Source organism: Citrobacter sp. EC_71 (assembly GCF_019584005.1).
GTDB lineage: Bacteria > Pseudomonadota > Gammaproteobacteria > Enterobacterales > Enterobacteriaceae > Citrobacter > Citrobacter werkmanii.
This window is the reverse complement of record NZ_VDAY01000006.1, coordinates 72,300-94,317: the sequence shown is the minus strand read 5'-3', so window position 1 is coordinate 94,317 and position 22,018 is coordinate 72,300. Positions and strand designations below refer to the sequence as shown.

The 22,018-nt window shown below is 52.9% G+C and carries 19 protein-coding genes and 1 pseudogene; 17 read left to right on the top strand and 3 right to left on the bottom strand.

Annotated elements, in window-relative coordinates; translation table 11 throughout:
* Positions 1–4: 4 nt before the first annotated feature.
* Positions 5–2,674, bottom strand: coding sequence for a phosphotransferase RcsD (rcsD, locus tag FHD02_RS08250; protein ID WP_042307165.1), 2,670 nt, complete (start codon positions 2,672–2,674; stop codon positions 5–7).
* 741 nt (positions 2,675–3,415) lie between these two features.
* On the opposite strand from rcsD, the gene FHD02_RS08245 reads away from it, so the two are divergent.
* The 6 genes from FHD02_RS08245 to mgtE all read left to right on the top strand — a co-directional run bounded on the left by FHD02_RS08245 (position 3,416) and on the right by mgtE (position 10,738).
* Positions 3,416–4,516 carry a porin OmpC gene (locus FHD02_RS08245; protein ID WP_137360935.1) on the top strand — a complete coding sequence of 367 codons (1,101 nt, stop codon included), beginning with the start codon at positions 3,416–3,418 and terminating at the stop codon, positions 4,514–4,516.
* 114 nt (positions 4,517–4,630) lie between these two features.
* Positions 4,631–5,683 carry an FAD:protein FMN transferase ApbE gene (gene apbE, locus FHD02_RS08240; protein ID WP_137360934.1) on the top strand — a complete coding sequence of 351 codons (1,053 nt, stop codon included), beginning with the start codon at positions 4,631–4,633 and terminating at the stop codon, positions 5,681–5,683.
* Between the two features lie 79 nt (positions 5,684–5,762).
* Complete coding sequence (gene ada / locus FHD02_RS08235) at positions 5,763–6,827, top strand: bifunctional DNA-binding transcriptional regulator/O6-methylguanine-DNA methyltransferase Ada (protein WP_061382096.1); 1,065 nt, start codon at positions 5,763–5,765, stop codon at positions 6,825–6,827.
* Positions 6,827–7,477 (top strand): DNA oxidative demethylase AlkB, encoded by a 651-nt coding sequence (gene alkB / locus FHD02_RS08230; RefSeq protein ID WP_042307174.1) that lies wholly within the window; start codon positions 6,827–6,829, stop codon positions 7,475–7,477. Before ada ends, alkB begins: the two co-directional genes overlap by 1 nt.
* A 75-nt stretch (positions 7,478–7,552) precedes the next feature.
* A complete protein-coding gene (locus tag FHD02_RS08225; RefSeq protein ID WP_079223354.1) occupies positions 7,553–9,196 on the top strand; it encodes a multidrug ABC transporter permease/ATP-binding protein in 1,644 nt (547 codons plus the stop codon).
* A 105-nt stretch (positions 9,197–9,301) separates the two neighbouring features.
* On the top strand, positions 9,302–10,738 hold the full coding sequence (gene mgtE, locus FHD02_RS08220) for a magnesium transporter (protein ID WP_137360932.1): 1,437 nt from the start codon (positions 9,302–9,304) through the stop codon (positions 10,736–10,738).
* Here mgtE and FHD02_RS08215 read toward each other — a convergent pair.
* Positions 10,701–11,945 carry a SulP family inorganic anion transporter gene (locus FHD02_RS08215; RefSeq protein ID WP_137360931.1) on the bottom strand — a complete coding sequence of 415 codons (1,245 nt, stop codon included), beginning with the start codon at positions 11,943–11,945 and terminating at the stop codon, positions 10,701–10,703. The two genes, mgtE and FHD02_RS08215, sit on opposite strands and share 38 nt — an antisense overlap.
* A 277-nt stretch (positions 11,946–12,222) precedes the next feature.
* On the opposite strand from FHD02_RS08215, the gene mqo reads away from it, so the two are divergent.
* On the top strand, positions 12,223–13,884 hold the full coding sequence (gene mqo, locus FHD02_RS08210; protein ID WP_220393794.1) for a malate dehydrogenase (quinone): 1,662 nt from the start codon (positions 12,223–12,225) through the stop codon (positions 13,882–13,884).
* Between the two features lie 41 nt (positions 13,885–13,925).
* Here the strand turns inward: mqo and eco are convergent, their stop codons facing one another.
* Entirely contained in the window at positions 13,926–14,423 is a 498-nt protein-coding gene (eco, locus tag FHD02_RS08205) for a serine protease inhibitor ecotin (protein ID WP_061382229.1), read from the bottom strand.
* Here eco and FHD02_RS24855 point away from each other — a divergent pair.
* From FHD02_RS24855 to ccmB, 10 genes and pseudogenes are all read left to right on the top strand, one after another.
* Positions 14,402–14,461: pseudogene (locus FHD02_RS24855) on the top strand (hypothetical protein); the annotation flags it as partial. The gene eco and the pseudogene FHD02_RS24855 sit on opposite strands and share 22 nt — an antisense overlap.
* 375 nt (positions 14,462–14,836) lie before the next feature.
* The gene (napF, locus tag FHD02_RS08200) at positions 14,837–15,328 is read left to right on the top strand and encodes a ferredoxin-type protein NapF (protein ID WP_137360930.1); all 492 of its coding nucleotides are present in this window, start codon (positions 14,837–14,839) and stop codon (positions 15,326–15,328) included.
* Entirely contained in the window at positions 15,318–15,581 is a 264-nt protein-coding gene (napD, locus tag FHD02_RS08195; protein ID WP_137350858.1) for a chaperone NapD, read from the top strand. Before napF ends, napD begins: the two co-directional genes overlap by 11 nt.
* On the top strand, positions 15,578–18,064 hold the full coding sequence (gene napA, locus FHD02_RS08190; RefSeq protein ID WP_137371493.1) for a nitrate reductase catalytic subunit NapA: 2,487 nt from the start codon (positions 15,578–15,580) through the stop codon (positions 18,062–18,064). Before napD ends, napA begins: the two co-directional genes overlap by 4 nt.
* A 6-nt stretch (positions 18,065–18,070) precedes the next feature.
* Positions 18,071–18,766, top strand: coding sequence for a ferredoxin-type protein NapG (gene napG / locus FHD02_RS08185; RefSeq protein ID WP_003834629.1), 696 nt, complete (start codon positions 18,071–18,073; stop codon positions 18,764–18,766).
* The gene (napH, locus tag FHD02_RS08180) at positions 18,753–19,616 is read left to right on the top strand and encodes a quinol dehydrogenase ferredoxin subunit NapH (protein ID WP_042307187.1); all 864 of its coding nucleotides are present in this window, start codon (positions 18,753–18,755) and stop codon (positions 19,614–19,616) included. Before napG ends, napH begins: the two co-directional genes overlap by 14 nt.
* Positions 19,613–20,062 carry a nitrate reductase cytochrome c-type subunit gene (napB, locus tag FHD02_RS08175; RefSeq protein WP_038642185.1) on the top strand — a complete coding sequence of 150 codons (450 nt, stop codon included), beginning with the start codon at positions 19,613–19,615 and terminating at the stop codon, positions 20,060–20,062. The genes napH and napB overlap by 4 nt, the downstream gene beginning before the upstream one ends.
* Before the next feature lie 9 nt (positions 20,063–20,071).
* Positions 20,072–20,674, top strand: a complete 603-nt coding sequence (gene napC, locus FHD02_RS08170) for a cytochrome c-type protein NapC (RefSeq protein ID WP_003027548.1) — start codon at positions 20,072–20,074, stop codon at positions 20,672–20,674.
* A gap of 20 nt (positions 20,675–20,694) precedes the next feature.
* The gene (gene ccmA, locus FHD02_RS08165; RefSeq protein WP_137371492.1) at positions 20,695–21,315 is read left to right on the top strand and encodes a cytochrome c biogenesis heme-transporting ATPase CcmA; all 621 of its coding nucleotides are present in this window, start codon (positions 20,695–20,697) and stop codon (positions 21,313–21,315) included.
* Entirely contained in the window at positions 21,312–21,971 is a 660-nt protein-coding gene (gene ccmB / locus FHD02_RS08160; RefSeq protein WP_003027542.1) for a heme exporter protein CcmB, read from the top strand. Before ccmA ends, ccmB begins: the two co-directional genes overlap by 4 nt.
* The last annotated feature ends 47 nt before the right edge of the window (positions 21,972–22,018 follow it).

The following is a 22,018-nucleotide window of genomic DNA, read 5'->3' as shown; positions in this document are numbered from 1 at the left end:
CTTGCTACAGCAAGCTCTTGACGTATGCGTCAATGTCGCTGATGTATTTTTCTATACCTGGAGCATCTTTCTCTTGAATAAGATGTTCCAGCGCTTCACATAACTGCTTGCCGGGTACCAGATTAAGCATGGCAAACACGCCTTTCAGGCGATGAGCCGTTTGGGCTAACGCAGCGAAATCACTGATTGCTGCCTCAGTATACAACCTCTTAACATCATCCGGTACTGTGTCTACAAAGAGTGCATAGTAACCGCTGGCATGAAGTTCGGCATTTTCATCTCCGCCGAGGGGGAGCTCCTGGAGCTCTTCTTGTGCCAACTGCTCTTCTATCAGCTCGAGGACAGCTTCCTGCATAGCATTGCTCATATTAAAGTTGACGCGCAGCTGACCGGGGCCAATTTTCCGTACGCCAGACTCATCATCGCTTAAAAGCAAGCCCGAGGCAGTAAGATTAGACGGATTATCTGTTAAAAAGAGATCATATTCTTGACTATTCAACCGTTCGTCGGGCGTGATGCAGGTTGCGCCCCAGTTTTCCAGTTGACGTAATACGATGCTCCGTACGTCATTAGAGGTCACATCAACCATCACGCAGACGTCATCTAACAGGCGCTCTTCACTATCAGCATGTTGATCGTGCAGTGGCATTTTAACATGGACTATATAACGTGTTCCAAGCTCTTCCCGCGCTTTAATGTTCAGGTGTCCACCCAGCTTACGGGCTAACTGATCGCACAGCCAAAACGTCAATGGGTTGGCTTTGCCATAACGATCGCCTTGTGTGTCATTAATGAACGGGAAATGCAGGTTATCAACTTCCTGTAACGTGACGCCTTCCCCGGTATCCAGAATGCGGAAGGTCAGACGTTCAGCCTCCGATTCATCCTGGTCGACTTCCAGCGTGATTTTACCAATCTGCGTGGTGGTTACCGCATATTGAATCAGCAGCAGCAAAATACGACGCAGGGCATCGCGGTCGCCACGGCGTTCGTCATGAGCGCTAAGGTGATTTTTAATCAGTAGCTGCAGCCCTTTACGCTTAATGGCCGGCAACACCTCCGGGACCACGTCGTCAATCAACGCCTGTACGGAAAACAGCGTTGATTCACCTTTCCAGGCATCGCTTTCCAGCAAGTTAGCCAACTGGATTTCATCCACCATGCGAACCAAAACGTCAGCCTGATTTGCCAGTTTTTGGCTGTCGGGGGTATTGAGCGCGGCGGCATTAGCAGCCAGTGTTTTAGCCGGGTCTTTCAGCGCATTACCAATATTCTGCATAAAGGCTGCGCGAGCCTGTTGGTTTTTCTCATACAGCCGTTGCGCTTGCTTCAACTTTTTATTAACCAGTACTTCACGGTCCTGGTCACGAATGATAAAGATCTGCGTTCGCGATGAGATCTGGCTGCGAAACAGCCTGATTTCATACAGTTCATTATTGATAGTGGCCTGAATGACGCCCTGATGCTGCTCCGCCATATTGGTAATGTTTTGCAGATTTAAATGCGGCAGCAGGTGGTCGGCAATTTTATTGCTAATTACCGTGCGGTTGGCTTCTTGATCGTGCACCAGTAATCCCAGCGGCAGCAGGGAAACAATCTCTTCATTGATCGCACGCAGGATCCGCAGTTCATTATTTGCCGCAAGATTTGGCGCCACTTCGGTTGAACGGGCAGGGAGGTGACGAAAGGTGGTATAACCAAACAGCGCCAGGGCCAGCAACGCGATGTTCAGTAACAGCGGCAGCAGAATGTTTTGCAGCGTATCGAGTAGCAATGAGCCGAACGGAACCTGCCAGACCAGCCGCATATCCGTTGAGTCCAGCGCCGATGAGATCTCAATTTTACTGTTGTTGAAGCTAATACTGACGCTGTCAGGCGACTCTTTTTCATTGACGTGTTCAGTCGTTGAACTGGCATCAGGGACCAGATGGAAACTGTCCAGCGGCATGCCGGCAGGGATCAGGTCATTAATCGGCAGGTCAAAGGCGACAACCGTTGCCAGATGTCCCGGCTGATTAAAGGTCGTGCGCAGCGTGAAGTAATGTCCGTTTTGCCAGACCAGACGGCGCAGCGACGAGAAGCTTTCACGCTCATCCAGCGCATTGGCCTGCTGCAGCATTTCAGCGCGCCGGGAGTCGACAATATTACCGATCGTCGATTCCTTAAAGCCGGAAGTCAGATCTTTCAGCGGCAATGTTGAGATAAGGATCAGGCTATTGTCCTGACCATTGAGGTAATACATTGACCATGGAATATTTTCCGCGCCCCACAGCGTATCCAGATAGGTTGAGATTCGTTGGGTCATCTCCAGCGTAGAGCTGTCATGTGAGCCGAAAATCAGCGCCTCGGTTTTTCTGCGAGGTTTTTCAAGATAGTAGACATCTTGTTTCAGGCGAGTTTCCTGCAGCCCTTCTGCGCCAGGCGAGCTGGGCGTGGCAGCAATATTGTCATAAATTTGCCAGGTCACGTATCGCCAGGTATCGACCCTTTTATGAATGGCATGGGTGATATCGACAATCTGATAGCTCTTATCCTTTAGCCAGGTATTGACGGCGCTCTGGACCATGACGCCCATCATCACCAACAGCACCACGATCAGTAATAAGAAGTAACGGGTAATATTTCCCGGTAGGAGAGAGAATCGGGTAGAAGCCGTTGTGTCAGACTGACTCATTCGTGTTTATGACCTGTTAAACGACGCGAAACATGAAGGGGCAGTATAAAGGGTAATGTATGAATTGCCATACCTGGAGCATGCGACAGAGTTTGCATTGTCTGCGCCGCATTTTGCTGTAACCCCCGATGATGCAAAGATGTACAGCGAAGAATAGCGGGTACAAATATTTTGTAGTGAATGTATACATTTAGCATTAAATAACAAGAAATTAATAATAAGGTTTATTTCTGATCTCAACGTGACGGGATGGTTAATAGACGTGATAGTTGTTCATCGGTAGCACAGAACAGTCAGCTTTGTGTAAAGAAGAGTAAAAAAAAACCGAACGCAGAGCGTTCGGTTGAAATAGGGGTAAACAGACATTCATGAATGAATGACGGTAATAAATAAAGTTAATGATGATAGCGAGTCTATTTTAGTTGCGAGTGAAGATTTTTTTTTATCATTCAGTGCTATGGCTGTGCTTTATTTAATTAATTGATTTATATGTGTTTTTTAATGGTTCTTGGCTATTTGTGCTTATTCTCTCCATTTTCTTAATTAAAAAAAGTTCCCTTTTGTTAATATTTTGAAACATCTACATAGATAAATGAAACATCTTTAAAGTATTAGTATCATATTCGTGTTGGATTATTCTGTGTTTTTGCGGAGAATGAAGTTGCCGACTGGTTAATGAGGGTTAGCCAGTGAGCAGTGGCATAAAAAAGCAATAAAGGCATATAACAGAGGGTTAATAACATGAAAGTTAAAGTACTGTCCCTCCTGGTACCGGCTCTGCTGGTAGCAGGCGCAGCAAATGCGGCTGAAATTTACAACAAAGACGGCAACAAATTAGACCTGTACGGTAAAGTCGATGGTCTGCACTATTTCTCCGACAACAAAGGTGATGATGGTGACAAGACCTATATGCGTATCGGCTTCAAAGGCGAAACCCAGGTTAATGACCAACTGACCGGTTACGGCCAGTGGGAATACCAGATCATGGGTAACTCCTCTGAAAACGAAAACAACGCCTGGACCCGTGTGGCGTTTGCTGGTCTGAAATTCGCTGATGCAGGTTCTTTCGACTACGGTCGTAACTACGGCGTGGTTTACGATGTAACGTCCTGGACCGACGTTCTGCCGGAATTCGGCGGTGACACCTATGGTGCGGACAACTTCATGCAGCAGCGTGGTAACGGCTTCGCGACCTACCGTAACACCGATTTCTTCGGTCTGGTTGATGGCCTGAACTTTGCCATTCAGTACCAGGGTAAAAACGGTAGCCCGGAAGGTGAAGGTATGACTGGTGTGACCGGCAACGGTCGTGACGCACTGCTTCAGAACGGCGACGGCGTTGGCGGATCTATCACTTATGATATCGGTGAAGGCTTCTCCCTGGGTACTGCAGTCACCAGCTCTAAACGTACTGACGAACAGAACAAGCTGAACTTCGGTACTGGCGATCGTGCTGAAACTTACACTGGTGGTCTGAAATACGACGCGAACAATGTGTACCTGGCAGCACAGTACACCCAGACCTACAACGCAACGCGTGCGGGTAGCCTGGGCTGGGCTAACAAAGCGCAGAACTTCGAAGCCGTTGCGCAGTACCAGTTCGACTTCGGTCTGCGTCCATCCGTGGCTTACCTGCAGTCTAAAGGTAAAGACCTGAACAATGGTTACGGTGACCAGGACATCGTGAAATATGTTGATGTTGGCGCAACCTACTACTTCAACAAAAACATGTCCACCTATGTTGATTACAAAATCAACCTGCTGGATGACAACAACTTTACACGTGATGCTGGTATCGCTACCGATGATATCGTAGCACTGGGCCTGGTTTACCAGTTCTAATCTGCGTTCATGTTGTTAAAAGGCCCTGCGGGGCCTTTTTTAATGCTTTTTTTCGCCGTACAAACAACGATTTTTGGTGTACTCTTGCGCCCGTTCGCATGAGGATAATTACGTATGGAAATGAATTTTTATCGCGCAGCGCTACTGGCTGTGACGATCTTTTTTGTCGGGTGCGATGATGCCCCGAAACCGGCTCAGACCACACAATCCGCCACCGTTCTGGAAGGTAAAACGATGGGCACCTTCTGGCGGGTCAGCGCGGTGGGCGTGGATGCCAAACGCGCCAGGGAGTTGCAGGAGAAGATCCAGACTCAGCTTGATGCTGACGATCAGCTTCTTTCAACCTATAAAAATGATTCTGCCCTGATGCGCTTTAATCTATCGAAAAGCCTGTCGCCGTGGCCGGTTAATGACGCCATGGCGGATATCGTCACGTCGGCGCTGAGAATTGGCGCGAAAACCGATGGGGCGATGGATATCACCGTGGGACCGTTGGTCAACCTGTGGGGTTTTGGTCCGGATCAGCAACCCGTGCACATTCCCACTCAGGCGCAAATTGATGCCGCAAAAGCGCAAACCGGACTTTCACACCTGAAGGTAGTGAATGAGGCGCAACGCAACTACCTGCAAAAAGACTTGCCGGATCTGTATGTGGATCTGTCTACCGTTGGTGAAGGTTATGCCGCCGATCATCTGGCGCGACTGATGGAGCAAGAGGGGATTGCCCGTTATCTGGTTTCCGTTGGCGGTGCGCTAAACAGTCGTGGTATGAATGCGGAAGGACATCCATGGCGGGTGGCGATCCAGAAACCCACCGATCGTGAAAACGCGGTGCAAGCGGTTGTCGACATTAACGGGCACGGCATCAGCACCTCCGGTAGCTACCGTAACTATTACGAGCTGGACGGTAAACGCCTGTCGCATGTTATCGATCCGCAAACCGGTCGTCCGATCGAACATAATCTGGTGTCTGTGACGGTGATAGCCCCTACGGCGCTGGAGGCTGACGGCTGGGATACCGGTTTGATGGTGCTCGGCCCGGAAAAGGCCAAAGAAGTGGTGCGTCGTGAAGGGCTGGCGGTGTATATGATTGTGAAAGAGGGGCAAGGGTTTAAAACCTGGATGTCGCCGCAGTTTAAAAGCTTTCTGCTCAGCGAAAAAAATTAAAAAGCAAGATTGCGGGTTTTTATACCTGGCTATCAGGACACACTGAGGCTAAGCGCTATGCTTAACAAAGGAGTCCATAATGAAAAGTCGTTTACGCATAACTGATGATGACCGCTGGCAGTCTGTTGTGGATCGTGATGCTGACGCCGACGGTCAGTTTGTTTTCGCCGTCCACACCACCGGTATTTTCTGCCGTCCGTCCTGTCGGGCGAAGCATGCGCTGCGCAAAAATGTCAGTTTCTTTGCTGATGCCGAGCAGGCGCAGGCCGCCGGGTTTCGGCCCTGTAAACGCTGCCAGCCGGATAAAGATAGTGCGCAGCAGCATCGGCTGGACAAAATAGCCCACGCCTGTCAGTTGCTGGAGCAGGAGTCGCCTCTCACGCTGGATGACCTGGCGCAGCAGGTGGCGATGAGCCCGTATCATTTACACCGCTTGTTTAAAGCCACGACGGGCATGACCCCGAAAGCGTGGCAGCAGTCCTGGCGCGCTCGTCGTCTGCGCGATGCCCTGGCAAAAGGGGCACCAGTAACCCAGGCGATTCTGAACGCCGGATTCCCCGACAGCAGCAGCTATTACCGGCAAGCGGATCAGGCACTAGGGATGACCGCCAGGCAATTTCGCAAAGGCGGCGACAACGTTTCTGTGCGCTATACCCTGGCAGATTGCGCCCTGGGTCGTTGCCTGGTGGCGGAAAGCGAACGCGGTATCTGCGCGATCTTGTTGGGTGACGATGATGCTACATTGGTTGCGGAACTGCATGAGCTGTTTCCCGCCGCTCAGGATGAAGCAGCCGATGCCGATTTCCAGCAGCATGTGCGTGAAGTCATCGCCGTGATTAATACGCGCAATACGTCGTTGTCTCTGCCGCTGGATATTCGCGGGACCGCATTCCAGCTGCAGGTGTGGCAAGCGCTGCGCGCAATCCCATGTGGTAAGACGGTTAGCTACCAGCAGTTAGCCAGCGCCATCGGCAAACCGAAAGCGGTACGCGCGGTGGCCAGCGCCTGCGGAGCTAACAAACTGGCGATTGTCATCCCGTGTCACCGGGTGATCCGCAATGATGGTGCGCTTTCGGGCTACCGCTGGGGTATTGCGCGCAAAGCGCAGTTACTGCAACGAGAAACCACTGGGGAGGAAACGTAATGCTTGATCTCTTTGCGGATGAGAAACCCTGGCAAGAACCGCTGGCATCCGGCGCGGTAATTTTGCGACGTTTTGCCTTTGAGTCCGCACCGTCTTTACTGCAGGCGATCGCGGCTGTCGCCAGACAGTCGCCGTTTCGCCAGATGGTGACGCCCGGCGGTTACACGATGTCGGTGGCGATGACCAACTGCGGTCATTTGGGCTGGACGACGGATCAACATGGCTACCTTTATTCACCGTTTGACCCGCTATCCGGTACGCCCTGGCCGCCGATGCCGGATACTTTCGCGGACCTGTGCCAGTTGGCGTCAACCGCAGCGGGCTATGCTGATTTTCAACCCGATGCCTGCCTGATTAACCGCTACACGCCAGGGGCGAAACTGTCATTACATCAGGATAAAGACGAACCTGACCTGCGGGCGCCTATCGTTTCTGTCTCGCTGGGGTTACCAGCCATCTTTCAGTTTGGCGGTTTGCGCCGTAATGACCCTTTAAAACGTTTACTGCTGGAGCATGGCGATGTCGTGGTATGGGGTGGGAACTCACGGTTGTTTTATCATGGGATCCAGCCACTTAAGACAGGGTATCATCCGTTAACCGGTGACTGTCGTTACAATCTGACGTTTCGCCAGGCTGGTAAAAAAGAATAAAAATAAGAATTATTATTGCTGTCGGCAAAGAGATGTTTAAACTGCGGGCTGTTATTACTTGTCCGGGTTGTTTGCATGGAACTTTTACTTCTTGTCTGGCGGCAGTATCGCTGGCCATTTATCAGCGTCATGGCGCTCAGCCTCGCCAGCGCTGCGTTGGGAATTGGTTTGATTGCGTTTATTAACCAGCGCCTGATTGAAACGGTCGACACCACGTTGATGGTGCTACCGGAGTTTCTTGGCCTGCTGCTGCTGTTGATGGTTGTCACCCTCGGCTCACAGCTGGCGTTAACCACGCTGGGACACCACTTTGTTTACCGCCTGCGTAGTGAATTTATCAAGCGTATTCTGGACACCCACGTCGAGCGTATCGAACAGCTTGGCAGCGCCTCGTTGCTGGCCGGTTTAACCAGCGATATCCGCAACATCACCATCGCTTTTGTCCGTCTGCCTGAGCTGGTGCAGGGGATTATCCTGACCATCGGGTCGGCGGCGTATCTGGCGATGCTATCAACCAAAATGCTGCTGGTGACGGCAATCTGGGTGGCAATCACCATCTGGGGCGGATTTGTGCTGGTTGCGCGGGTATATAAACATATGGCGACCCTGCGCGAAACAGAAGACAAATTGTACAATGATTACCAGACAGTGTTGGAAGGGCGCAAAGAGTTGACGCTCAACCGCGAGCGCGCCGAGCATATCTTTAATCAGTTATACGTCCCGGATGCCAAAGAGTATCGTCACCATATTATCCGCGCCGATACCTTCCACCTCAGCGCGGTGAACTGGTCGAACATTATGATGCTGGGCGCCATTGGCCTGGTGTTCTGGATGGCTAACAGTCTGGGCTGGGCGGATACCGCCGTGGCGGCGACCTATTCGCTGACGCTGTTATTCCTGCGTACGCCACTGCTTTCTGCTGTTGGCGCATTGCCGACGCTGCTCACTGCACAGGTCGCTTTCAACAAGCTGAATAAGTTCTCACTGGCGCCCTTTAAGGCCGAATTCCCGCGCCCAACCGCGTTTCCGGACTGGCAAACGTTGGAATTACGTAACGTGGTTTTCCACTATCAGGATAATGCGTTCTCTGTCGGGCCGGTAAATCTGACTATTCGTCGCGGGGAACTGATCTTCCTGATTGGCGGCAATGGTAGCGGGAAATCCACACTGGCTATGTTACTCACCGGGTTGTATCAGCCGCAGTCAGGCGAGATCCTGCTCGACGGCAAAGCGGTTGCTGTCGAAAAACCAGAGGACTATCGCAAGCTGTTCTCCGCCGTGTTTACCGACGTCTGGCTGTTCGACAAACTGCTCGGTCCGGAAGGTAAAGAGGCCGATCCGGCGCTGGTGGCGAAGTGGCTGGAACATCTGAAGATGGGTCACAAGCTTGAGCTGAACGATGGGCGTATTCTCAATCTCAAGCTGTCGAAAGGGCAGAAAAAACGCGTGGCGCTGCTGCTGGCGCTGGCGGAGGAGCGCGACATTATTCTGCTGGATGAATGGGCTGCCGATCAGGACCCTCACTTCCGCCGTGAGTTCTATCAGGTGTTATTGCCGCTGATGCAGGAAATGGGTAAAACCATCTTCGCTATTAGCCATGACGATCACTATTTTATTCACGCCGATCGTCTGTTGGAGATGCGTAACGGACAGTTAAGTGAACTCGTGGGCGATGAGCGTGACGCCGCTTCACGTGATGCCGTCGCTCGTACTGCGTAATCCCAGCAACCGCCGGTTTTTTATCCGCCCGGCGGTTCCGTTTATTGTTATTTACATAAATCGGCATCATGATTAATGATATTTCATATCATGGATTTATGATTAATGTCCGCATTCAACAAAAACAGCGCCAGACTGCGTGATGAAGAGCGTGCGCGCCTCATCTGGTTGCTGACCACTGATAAAGCCATTATTTCCACGCTGTTGGGCAAGCTTACCCTGGCTGAGCAATATGACGTCGGTACCTTAGCCGACGATATTGCTGAGGTAGGGGCGCTGGTGGCGCATCTGCCGCCGCCGGATCTGGCCGATACCCTCGAAGCATTACCTTCTGAAGAGCGCCACGCCCTGTGGCGGCTGGTCGAAAATGAAAAGCGCGGTAACGTCCTGCTTGAAGCGTCAGAAAACGTCTGGGACGACCTGATTGATGAGATGAGCGACCGCGAGCTGCTGGATGCGCTGCAATATCTCGACATCGATGAACAGATTTACCTGGTCCAGCATCTGCCGCGTAACCTCACAGGCCGTCTGCTGGCAACGTTACCCGCAGAGGAGCGGGCGCGCGTGCGCCAGGTGCTGCACTACGAGAAGAATCGCGTCGGTGCGATTATGGAGTTCGAAGTCATCACCGTGCGCCCGGACGTGACGCTGGAAGTGGTGCAGCGCTATTTACGGCGGCTGGGCAGGATGCCGGAGAACACCGATAAACTTTTCGTGACCGATCGCAATAAGGTGCTGGTCGGCGAACTGACGCTAACCTGTATCCTGCTCAATGATGTGCAGCGTAAAGTCAGCGAGGTGATGGAAGATGACCCGCTCACCTTTTCCCCGGAAGACATTGCCGAAAACGCCGCGCGCACGTTCGAACGTGACAACCTGGTCAGTGCCGCGGTGGTTGATCCTGCCGGTAAGTTGATGGGGCGTTTGACCATCGATGAGATCGTGGATGTGGTATACGAAGAGACCGATACCGATCTGCGTCGAATGGGGGGCTTAAGCGCCGAAGAGGATGTGTTTGCTCCGGTTACCAAAGCGGTAAAAACCCGCTGGGCATGGTTGGCTATTAATCTCTGTACCGCCTTTATCGCCTCGCGGGTCATTGATGGCTTTGAACATACGATTTCGCAACTGGTGGCACTGGCCTCGCTGATGCCGATTGTGGCAGGGATCGGCGGCAATACCGGAAATCAAACTATCACCATGATCGTTCGCGCGCTGGCGCTACAAAATATTCAGCCAGGGAACCTGACGTTTTTGATCCTGCGTGAGATGGGCGTGGCGCTGGTAAATGGCCTCGTCTGGGGTGGGATTATGGGCGGCATTACCTGGTGGCTGTACGATGATATGGCGCTCGGCGGCGTGATGACCCTGGCGATGATGCTTAATCTGCTGATGGCGGCGTTGATGGGGGTGATTATTCCCATGACGATGGTGAAGTTCGGGCGCGACCCGGCGGTCGGCTCAAGCGTCATGATTACGGCCATCACCGACACCGGCGGTTTCTTTATTTTTCTCGGTCTGGCAACGCTGTTTCTGATGTAGCCGCGCGTTTACGTCTGACGATGCGCGGCAGGATGAGCATGGTCATCACTCCGGCAACCACGCCAATCGCCAGGTTGCCGGTAGCGACCGTTACGCCGACGGTTATCAGCATGACCAGCGTTTCAGTAACGGGGATTTTCGTCAGTGTAGCGGGCTGAATGCTGTGCCAACTGAAGGTTTTCACCGCGACAATCACCATTATCCCCGCCAGCACCGACATGGGTATTTTCGCCATGACTTCGCTCAATGCGGTGACTAACAGCAGCAACACCAACCCGGCGGCAATCGTCGAAACGCGGCTGCGTCCTTTGCCCATCTCGACGTTAACGATGGTTTGACCAATCATCGCGCATCCGGCAATGCCGCCATAAAATCCGGCCAGAATATTGGCTATCCCCAGTCCAGTGCTTTCTCGATTCTTATTCGACGGTGTCACCGTCAGATCATCCACCAGACGGGCGGTTAACAGCGACTCCATCAAACCGACAAAAGCGATGCTCAGCGCACAGGGCCAGATAATGGCCAATGTTTGCAGGTTGAGCGGCACTAACAGCTGCGTTAATCCCGGAAGTCCACCGCTCATTGAACCTTCATCACCGACGGTTGGTAGCAGTTGTCCGCTGCTTACAGTAAATACCGTCAGCAGCACGATGGCGATAAGCGGCGCGGGGATTGTTTTAATAAACCGTGGAACCCACACCACAATCAGCAGTGTCAGGACAAACAGTCCCCAGATTAGTGGGCTTTTACCCCAAAAATGTGGGACCTGAGCAAAGAAAATCAAAATGCCCAAGGCGTTGACAAAGCCGGTCATGACGGCTGTAGGAATGAATCGCATCAGACGCGCCATCCCTGATACGCCAAACAGGATCTGAATCATCCCAGCCAGCGCCACCGCAGGCAGAATGTACTGCACGCCGTGTTGATGCACCATCGGACCAATCACTAGCGCAACCGATCCTGCAGCAGCCGTAACCATTGCCGGACGGCCACCTAAAAAAGACATTGCCAGGCACAACACGACGGAAGCGATCAGGCTGACTTTAGGGTCGACGCCCGCAATAACGGAAAAAGAGATCACTTCCGGGAGCAGCGCCAGGGCGGTTACCACCCCCGCCAGCGTTTCTCGTACCAACAGGCGGGGTTGTCGCAGTACGGCGCGGGTGCTCTGTTCTGTCACCGCAGGGGAGGAGTGTGTTGCAGACATAGTAACTCTCAGGTCAGAAAGGGCCTGATAACAGCAGACCGACAGGCATCCGTGCGTGAATAGCAAAGCGCAGCATAGTACGCGTCTGGCGGGCAGGTTTCCAGACGTGATTGTCAATAACCGTATAAATTATCAACGTATTAATAACATTTTTAAAATTAAAATATAATTTATAAACAATATTTAATTATTTTTACTTAAGTGTTACCGTTGGTGCCGCTCGATTTTCACCTGCATTAAAAGCAAAAAGCGATACTAAAAGTAAGGCATTAACATTATGAAAAAAGTGACTGCCATGCTCTTCACCATGGCTGTAGGGCTGAACGTTGTCTCTATGGCAGCAAAAGCGAAAGCGGCGGAAGAGCAGGAAACGGATGTACTGTTGATTGGCGGCGGTATCATGAGCGCCACGCTGGGAACCTATTTACAAGAGCTGGAGCCACAATGGTCAATGACCATGGTCGAGCGACTGGATGGCGTAGCGCAGGAAAGCTCAAACAGCTGGAATAACGCCGGAACCGGCCACTCCGCACTGATGGAGCTGAACTACACGCCTAAAAAGGCCGACGGTAGCATCAGCATTGAAAAGGCAGTCGAAATCAACGAAGCCTTCCAGATTTCCCGTCAGTTTTGGGCTTATCAGGTTAATAATGGCGTGATGCATGAACCACGCTCATTTATCACTACCGTCCCGCATATGAGTTTTGTCTGGGGCGACGAGAATGTGAATTTCCTGCGCGCACGTTACGCCGCACTGCAGCAGAGCACCTTATTCCGTGGTATGCGTTATTCCGAAGATCACGCGCAGATTAAAGAGTGGGCACCGCTGGTCATGGAAGGTCGCGATCCGAAACAGAAAGTCGCGGCAACACGCACCGAGATTGGTACTGACGTTAACTATGGTGAAATCACGCGCCAACTGATTGCCTCGTTGCAGAAGAAGCCCAACTTTGCGCTGCAACTGAGCACCGAAGTGCGTGGCTTTAAGCGTAATGCAGACAATAGCTGGACCGTTACGGTCGCTGATCTGAAAAACAACGAAGCGGAACATGATATCAAGGCGAAGTTTGTCTTTATCGGTGCCGGTGGCGCTGCGCTGAAGCTATTGCAGGAAACCAACATTCCAGAAGCGAAAGGCTATGCCGGATTCCCGGTTGGCGGCCAGTTCCTGGTGGCGGAAAATCCGGACGTGGTAAATCGTCACCTGGCGAAAGTGTATGGTCAGGCGTCTGTGGGCGCGCCGCCGATGTCCGTACCGCACATCGATACCCGTATCCTCGATGGCAAACGTGTCGTGCTGTTTGGGCCATTCGCGACATTCTCCACCAAGTTCCTGAAAAACGGTTCGTTGTGGGATCTGCTCAGCTCGACCACGACGTCGAACTTTATGCCGATGGTCAACGTAGGCCTGGATAACTTCGATCTGGTGAAATATCTGGTAAGCCAGGTGATGCTGAGCGATGACGACCGTTTTGCCGCACTGCAAGAGTACTATCCGCAGGCGAAAAAAGAAGACTGGCGTTTATGGCAGGCGGGTCAGCGTGTGCAGATCATTAAAAGTGATGCAGAGAAGGGCGGCGTGCTCCGTCTGGGAACCGAAGTCGTCAGCGATAAAGAAGGTACGATTGCTGCGCTGTTGGGCGCTTCGCCTGGTGCATCAACCGCGGCACCGATCATGCTACATCTGATGGAAAAAGTGTTTAAAGATAAAGTCGCCAGCCCTGAGTGGCAGGCGAAGCTGAAAACGATTATTCCGTCTTATGGTACTAAGCTGAACGGAAACGTTGAAGCAACTGAACAAGAGCTGCAATACACCAGCGAAGTTCTGGGTCTGAAATACGACAAGCCGCAGGTTGCCGATGAAGCGCCAAAACCGCAGTTGAAACCTCAGGCTCAACCGCAGCCTGAGCAGAAAGCTGTGGCGGATATCGCGCTGTAAATAAAATGCCGGATAGCCTACGCTATCCGGCACATTCTCACTTATCGCGCGACTGCGTCCTGAATCTTCTCTTCCGCTTTCCAGATACGGTATTTCACTTCCACGTTTTCCGGGGTGTAGACCACAATCGGCAGCTTGCTGTTGTAGCGCAGCATGCCGTCATCACCCAGATACGCGGTAATAAATTTCTTCTCTTTCTTGCCGTCCGGGCAGGCCATCATGGTTGAAACCGGGGAGGTGACTTTGTCGAAAACATAGTAGTCGTATCCCCAACCTTCCAGCGTTTTACTGTCCAGCTCTCCGCCCAGGCGGTGCTGGTTACAGTCAACTTCCAGCGTTTGTCCGATCAGCAGTTCTACTTTCAGAGTAGATTCATCTTTCTCAGGGGTAAGCTGGATAACCTGGCGCTTCATACCCTTTTCCGCTTTAGGATAAGGGGCGACTTTTTCCAGCGGCTGAGCACCGGTATCGTTACTGGCAGCCCAGGCAGAGGTGCTGGCAAAGGCGGCGAAAAGTACGGCAGGGACAATTGTCTTCATCTTATTGTTCACAGTGTTTCCTTTCTTCTGTCTTATGAATGAGTCTGGGGCAGGTTAACATATTTGTGTTATCTATTAATCTGCATTTACTTATATTTAAAGTGTATTTGGCATGGGTTTATAATCAATGTAGCGATATATTCTAAGAATTATCTTAATTATAAGATTATTCTCTTTCCACCTGCTTCGTTGTGTATTTCATTATATAACCCATTGAAATGTGAGCAAAAGCGCATTTTTTCCCGTCAACTCAACACTCCTTTGATCCGGCAACAGCATTTACCCCAATTGGGGTATGCACCTCTAACACATCCTGAAATATCTTACGGCTAAAAATAACTACTCATAAATAGTGCAGTTTTTTATGTCGTTCAACCCGCCGAGGGAGGGCGTCATTATGGAAGGACAATGTCATGGTTGATTTATCCCGTCGAGGCATGTTGACAGGCAGTTGGCGTAACGCCAACGCAGGGATTCGTCCGCCGTGGAGCAAGGAAGACTCTCACTTTCTGACCCATTGCCTCCGTTGTGACGCCTGCATCCAGGCGTGTGAAACCGACATCCTGCAGCGAGGCCAGGGTGGTTATCCGAGCGTAAATTTCAAACACGGCGAGTGCAGCTTTTGTTATGCCTGCGCAGAAGCCTGTCCCGAATCACTTTTTCTTCCGCGCCACACCAGGGCATGGGATCTGAATTTTACGATCGGGGAAAACTGTCTCGCACACCAGTCAGTTGAGTGTCATCGCTGTCAGGATAGCTGTGAACCTATGGCCATAACCTTTCGCCCCACGCTGTCCGGTATTTATCAGCCACAGCTCGACAATCAGGCCTGTAACGGATGCGGCGCGTGTGTCGCTATTTGCCCGGTATCAGCCATTAATGCGGAGTACAACCATGGACAGTAACTGGCAGGTCTGCAGCCTGGTCGTTCAGGCCAAAAGTCAGCATATCAATGATATCGCCACGCAGTTGCGTTTGTTTCCGGGTTGCGAAGTTGCACTTAGTGATGTGGAAAGCGGCCAGCTCATTGTGGTGGTGGAAGCAGAGCAAAGTGAAACGCTAATGAAAACTATTGAGTCAGTGCGCAACGTTGCGGGCGTGCTGGCGGTGTCGCTGGTTTATCACCAGCAGGATGAGCAAGGTGAGGAAACACCATGAAACTCAGTCGTCGTAGCTTTATGAAAGCTAACGCCGTTGCGGCCGCTGCGGCGGCTGCCGGGTTAAGCGTGCCGGGCGTAGCCCGCGCGGTAGTCGGTCAGCAAGAAGCCATCAAATGGGACAAAGCCCCGTGCCGTTTCTGCGGAACGGGCTGTGGCGTATTGGTCGGGACGCAGCAAGGGCGTGTTGTGGCATGCCAGGGTGACCCGGATGCGCCGGTTAACCGTGGACTTAACTGCATCAAAGGTTACTTCCTGCCGAAAATCATGTACGGAAAAGACCGTTTAACACAGCCGATGCTGCGCATGAAGGACGGTAAGTATCACAAAGAAGGCGAATTCACTCCGATTAGCTGGGATCAGGCCTTTGACGTGATGGAAGAGAAATTCAAAACGTCCATGAAAGAAAAAGGCCCAGAGTCTATCGGCATGTTCGGCTCGGGTCAGTGGACGATTTGGGAAGGTTACGCTGCCGCCAAATTGTTTAAAGCCGGCTTCCGTTCTAATAACATCGACCCGAACGCCCGTCACTGCATGGCGTCAGCGGTGGTCGGCTTTATGCGTACCTTCGGTATGGATGAGCCGATGGGCTGTTATGACGATATTGAGCATGCCGATGCTTTCGTCTTGTGGGGCGCGAATATGGCGGAGATGCACCCGATTCTGTGGTCGCGCATCACCAACCGTCGTCTGTCCGATCCGAATGTAACCGTCGCGGTGCTCTCCACCTTCCAGCATCGTAGCTTTGAGCTGGCGGATAACGGTATGGTCTTCACGCCGCAAACCGATCTGGTGATCCTCAACTACATCGCAAACTACATCATTCAAAACAATGCGATCAACCAGGATTTCTTCAGCAAGCACGTTAACCTGCGTAAAGGGGTGACTGACATCGGCTACGGCCTGCGTCCAACCCATCCGCTGGAAAAAGCGGCGAAGAATCCAGGTTCCGATGCTTCTGAACCGATGAGCTTTGAAGATTACAAAGACTTCGTTGCTGAGTACACGCTGGATAAAACCGCCGAAATGACTGGCGTACCGAAAGATCAACTGGAACAGTTGGCGCAGCTGTATGCCGATCCGAAGAAAAAGGTCATCTCCTACTGGACGATGGGTTTTAACCAGCATACCCGCGGCGTGTGGGCCAACAACCTGGTCTATAACCTGCACCTGCTGACCGGTAAAATTTCTCAGCCAGGCTGTGGCCCGTTCTCTCTGACCGGCCAGCCTTCAGCGTGCGGCACCGCGCGTGAAGTCGGGACGTTCTCCCACCGTCTGCCTGCGGACATGGTGGTCACCAACGAAAAACACCGCGATATCTGCGAGAAGCACTGGAATATCCCGACCGGGACTATTCCGGCAAAAATCGGGCTGCACGCTGTGGCGCAAGACCGTGCGCTGAAAGATGGCAAACTCAATGTCTACTGGACGATGTGTACCAACAACATGCAGGCCGGTCCGAACATCAACGAAGAACGTATGCCGGGCTGGCGCGATCCGCGCAATTTCATCATCGTTTCCGATCCGTACCCGACGGTCAGCGCCCTGTCAGCCGACCTGATCCTACCGACCGCAATGTGGGTAGAGAAAGAAGGGGCTTACGGTAACGCGGAACGACGCACTCAGTTCTGGCGTCAGCAGATTAAAGCGCCGGGTGAATCGAAATCGGATTTGTGGCAACTGGTGCAGTTTTCCCGTCGCTTCAAAACAGAAGAGGTATGGCCGGAAGAACTACTGGCGCAGAAACCGGAGCTGCGCGGCAAAACGTTGTATGACGTGCTGTTTGCCACGCCAGCCGTGACCAAATTCCCGGTCGCTGAACTGGCTGAAGATCAGCTCAACGATGAATCCCGCGAGCTGGGTTTCTATCTGCAAAAAGGGTTGTTCGAAGAGTATGCCTGGTTTGGCCGTGGCCACGGGCACGATCTCGCACCGTTTGACGATTACCATAAAGCGCGCGGTTTACGCTGGCCGGTCGTTGAGGGCAAAGAGACTCAGTGGCGCTACAGCGAAGGCAACGACCCGTACGTGAAAGCGGGGGAAAGCTACAAGTTCTACGGTAAGCCGGACGGTAAAGCGGTTATCTTCGCGCTGCCATTTGAACCTGCCGCTGAAGCGCCGGATAAAGAGTATGACCTGTGGCTTTCCACTGGACGTGTGCTGGAACACTGGCATACCGGCAGTATGACGCGTCGTGTGCCTGAACTGCACCGTGCTTTCCCGGAAGCCGTGCTGTTTATCCACCCGCTGGATGCAAAAGCACGCGATCTGCGCCGTGGCGATAAAGTCAAAGTGGTTTCCCGTCGTGGTGAAGTTATCTCGATTGTTGAAACGCGCGGGCGTAACCGTCCGCCGCAGGGGCTGGTATACATGCCGTTCTTCGATGCCGCACAGCTGGTGAATAATCTTACGCTGGATGCCACGGATCCGCTCTCCAAAGAGACGGATTTCAAGAAGTGCGCCGTGAAACTGGCGAAGGTGTAACGCGTTATGTCCCGGTCAGCAAAACCCCAAAATGGCCGCCGCCGTTTTCTGCGCGATATGGTTCGCGCGGCGGGCGGGCTGGCCGTCGTTGGCGTGGCGCTGGGGTTGCAACAACAAACCGCACGTGCAACTGGCGTGCGGTTACGCCCGCCAGGCGCACTGAGCGAGGAGGCATTCGCCAGCGCCTGTGTGCGCTGCGGTCAGTGCGTTCAGGCATGCCCATATGACACGCTGAAGCTGGCGACGCTGGCCTCCGGGCTGGCAGCAGGTACGCCCTATTTTGTCGCCCGCGATATTCCTTGCGAAATGTGTGAGGACATTCCGTGTGCCAAAGTCTGCCCCAGCGGCGCGTTGGACAGGGAAATTGAATCCATTGACGATTCGCGTATGGGGCTGGCGGTACTGCTGGATCACGAAAACTGCCTCAACTACCAAGGGTTACGCTGCGATGTTTGTTACCGCGAGTGCCCGAAAATCGATGAGGCTATCACCCTTGAGCTGGACCGTAATATGCGTACCGGCAAGCATGCGCGGTTTATTCCGACCGTGCACAGCGATGCCTGTACCGGCTGTGGGAAATGCGAAAAAGTCTGCGTACTGGAACAGCCAGCAATAAAAGTGCTGCCGCTGTCGCTGGCGAAAGGGGAGTTAGGACACCATTACCGCTTCGGTTGGCTGGAGGGGAACAATGGCAAATCGTAAACGTGATGCCGGGCGTGAAGCGCAGGCAAAAAAAGGATGGTGGAAGAGTCATCGCTGGCTGCTGCTGCGTCGTTTGAGTCAGTTTTTGATACTGGCGATGTTCCTCAGCGGCCCGTGGCTTGGCGTGTGGATCCTGCATGGCAACTACAGTGGCAGTCTGCTGTTGGATACCGTCCCATTCACCGATCCGCTGATTACGCTGCAAAGCCTGGCCAGCGGACACCTGCCGGCAACGGTTGCGTTAACGGGGGCGGTCGTCATCACGGTGCTGTATGCCCTTGCGGGTAAGCGTCTGTTTTGCAGCTGGGTTTGTCCGATGAACCCGGTCACCGATTTAGCCAGTTGGTTACGCAGAAGGTTTGACCTGAATCAGTCCGCGACCCTGCCGCGCTATATACGGTACGTCCTGCTGGTGGTTATCCTGGTCGGTTCCGCCTTGACCGGTACGCTGCTGTGGGAATGGATAAATCCCGTCTCTCTGCTCGGACGGAGTCTGGTAATGGGATTTGGCAGTGGAGCGCTGCTGATTCTGGCGCTGTTTTTATTTGATCTACTGGTCGTTGAGCATGGCTGGTGCGGGCATCTCTGTCCACTGGGCGCACTGTATAGCGTAGTGGGAAGTAAAGGCGCATTAACCGTTTCGGCAAAAGAACGTAACAGATGTAACCGCTGTATGGATTGTTTTCATGTTTGCCCGGAACCGCATGTGCTACGTGCGCCGGTGCTGGATGAGCAAAGCCCGGTGCAGGTAACCAGTCGCGATTGCATGGCCTGCGGTCGCTGCGTGGATGTCTGTTCTGAGGATGTTTTTACAATAACAACACGATGGAGTTCGGGAGCGAAATCATGAAAAGCCATGACCTGATTAAAAAGCTGAGTCAATGGACGGCCCTGCTTGCCCTGGTCGTCAGTGGGGCCGTTTGGGCTGCAAACGGAGTGGACCTAAGCCAGTCACCGGAAGTCTCAGGGACACAGGAAGGGGCGATTCGCATGCCGAAAGAGCAGGAGCGTATGCCGCTGAACTATGTGAATCAACCGCCAATGGTTCCGCACAGCGTTGAAGGGTATCAGGTGACGACCAATACTAACCGCTGTCTGCAATGCCACGGTGTGGAAAGCTATCGCACTACCGGCGCGCCGCGCATCAGTCCGACGCACTTTATGGACAGCGATGGCAAGGTATTGGCTGAAGTCGCGCCGCGTCGTTATTTCTGTCTGCAATGTCACGTCCCGCAGGCTGACGCTGCGCCGATTGTTGAAAATACCTTCACCCCCTCGAAAGGTTACGGGAAATAAGAGGTCATTATGGAAAATTCTAACCGTAAACCAGGCTGGATTAAGCGCGTCTGGCAATGGTGGCGTCGCCCCAGCCGTCTGGCGCTCGGCACGCTGTTGTTAATCGGCTTTGTGGGCGGCATTATTTTCTGGGGCGGCTTTAATACCGGTATGGAAAAGGCCAATACGGAAGAGTTCTGCATTAGCTGTCACGAAATGCGCAATACGGTGTACCAGGAATACATGGAAACCGTACACTACAACAACCGCAGTGGTGTGCGTGCGACTTGCCCTGATTGCCACGTCCCGCATGAGTGGGGCCCGAAAATGATCCGTAAGATCAAGGCCAGTAAAGAGCTGTACGCGAAAGCATTGGGGTTAATAGATACACCGCAAAAATTTGAAGACCATCGTCTGACGATGGCGCAAAATGAGTGGCGGCGTATGAAAGACAATAACTCGCAAGAGTGTCGCAATTGTCACAACTTCGAGTTTATGGATTTAACCGCCCAGAAAGGCGTTGCGGCCAAAATGCACGACCAGGCCGTGAAAGACGGGCAAACCTGTATTGACTGTCATAAAGGGATAGCGCACAAACTGCCTGATATGCGCGAAGTCAAACCGGGCTTTTAACAGGATGTAGATAACCAGGTATGCTTGAAGCCAGAGAATTACTTTGCGAGCGGGATGACAGAATACTGTTCAGCGATCTGTCATTTCGCGTCAACGCAGGGGAATGGGTACAAATTACCGGCAGCAACGGCGCGGGGAAAACCACTCTGCTGCGGTTGCTTACCGGGCTGGCGCGTCCCGACGCAGGGGAGGTTTGCTGGCAAGAACAACCCCTGCATCACGTGCGGGACAGCTACCATCAGCAATTGCTGTGGATCGGACATCAGCCGGGGATAAAAACCCGGCTTTCGGCGTTGGAGAACCTGCGTTTTTTCCATCACGACGGTGATATCGCACAGTGTCTGGACGCGCTGGCGCAGGCGGGACTTGCCGGATACGAAGATATTCCGGTGAATCAGCTCTCCGCCGGACAACAGCGGCGCGTGGCGCTGGCCCGTTTGTGGCTGACCCGCGCCCGGCTGTGGATCCTCGATGAACCCTTTACCGCCATTGATGTGAACGGCGTTGAGCGACTGACTCAGCGTATGGCACAGCACACGGAGCAGGGCGGTATTGTTATTCTTACCACCCACCAGCCGCTTAATGTTGAGACCAGTAAAGTGCGACGTATTGCGCTGACCAGCGAGAGGGCAGTGCAATGATGTGGCGAATCTTCCGTTTAGAACTGCGAGTTGCGTTTCGTCATAGTGCGGAAATCGCCAATCCTTTATGGTTCTTCCTGATTGTTATCACGCTGTTCCCTCTGAGCATTGGGCCGGAGCCACAGCTGCTGGCGCGTATTGCGCCGGGCATCATCTGGGTTGCGGCGCTGCTGGCGTCATTGCTGGCGCTGGAGCGCTTGTTTCGTGATGACTTACAGGACGGCAGCCTTGAGCAACTGATGCTGCTGCCGCTGCCGCTTCCGGCGGTCGTGCTGGCGAAAGTGATGGCGCACTGGGTCGTAACTGGTTTGCCGCTGTTAATCCTCTCGCCGCTGGTGGCATTACTGCTGGGCATGGATATGTACGGCTGGAAAATTATGGCGCTGACCTTGTTGCTCGGTACGCCGACGCTGGGTTTTCTCGGCGCGCCGGGTGTGGGTTTGACGGTGGGCTTAAAGCGCGGCGGCGTGCTGTTAAGCGTGTTGGTACTCCCGCTTACCATACCACTACTGATTTTTGCGACCGCCGCGATGGATGCGGCTTCCATGCACTTGCCTGTTGAAGGATACATGGCGATTCTGGGGGCGTTGCTGGTAGGCAGCGCCACGTTAAGCCCGTTTGCCACGGCTGCGGCGTTACGGATCAGCGTGCAGTAATGCGGACAGGATTTGCAGGCCGGGCAAGGTACTCCGGCAAAACGGAT